Origin of the sequence: Massilia sp. CFBP 13721, from assembly GCF_014842025.1 — a bacterium.
GTDB lineage: Bacteria > Pseudomonadota > Gammaproteobacteria > Burkholderiales > Burkholderiaceae_D > Telluria.
Map to the genome: position 1 here is coordinate 1 of NZ_JACYUY010000069.1, position 499 is coordinate 499.

Consider the following 499-nt stretch of genomic DNA (forward strand, 5'->3'; position numbering starts at 1 on the left):
AGTATCCAGTTGTTGGTCTGCTCAAGCTCGTTGGCCTGGCACGCAGCACCTATTACTACCAGGTCAGCGTCCTGGAAGCCGAGGATAAAGACGCCGAATTGAAGGCGATGATCAAGGCCGAGTTCGAGCGCCACAAGGGGCGCTACGGCTACCGTCGCATAACGGCCGCGCTGCGCCAGCTGGGCAAACACGTCAATCACAAAGCCGTCCAGCGTCTCATGGGAGAGCTGAAGCTGAAGTCGCTGGTCAGGCCAAAGAAATACAAGTCGTACAAAGGCGAGGTAGGCCAGGTGGCGCCGAATGAGTTGAACCGCCAGTTCGAAGCGAGTGCGGCAAACAAGAAGTGGGTAACGGACGTGACCGAATTTAATGTCGCTGGCGAGAAGCTGTATCTGTCGCCCGTGCTTGACCTGTATAACGGCGAAATCGTCGCCTTCGAAATGAACAGGCGCCCTGAATTCAAGCTCGTCACTGGCATGCTTGCCAAGGCATTCTCCAA

Annotated in this window: 1 protein-coding gene; it reads left to right on the forward strand. The window is 56.1% G+C overall.

Features of this window, described 5'->3' with window-relative positions; genetic code table 11:
* On the forward strand, nt 1-499 hold a 499-nt coding region (locus IFT60_RS26195; RefSeq protein WP_192057027.1), incomplete at both ends, for an IS3 family transposase.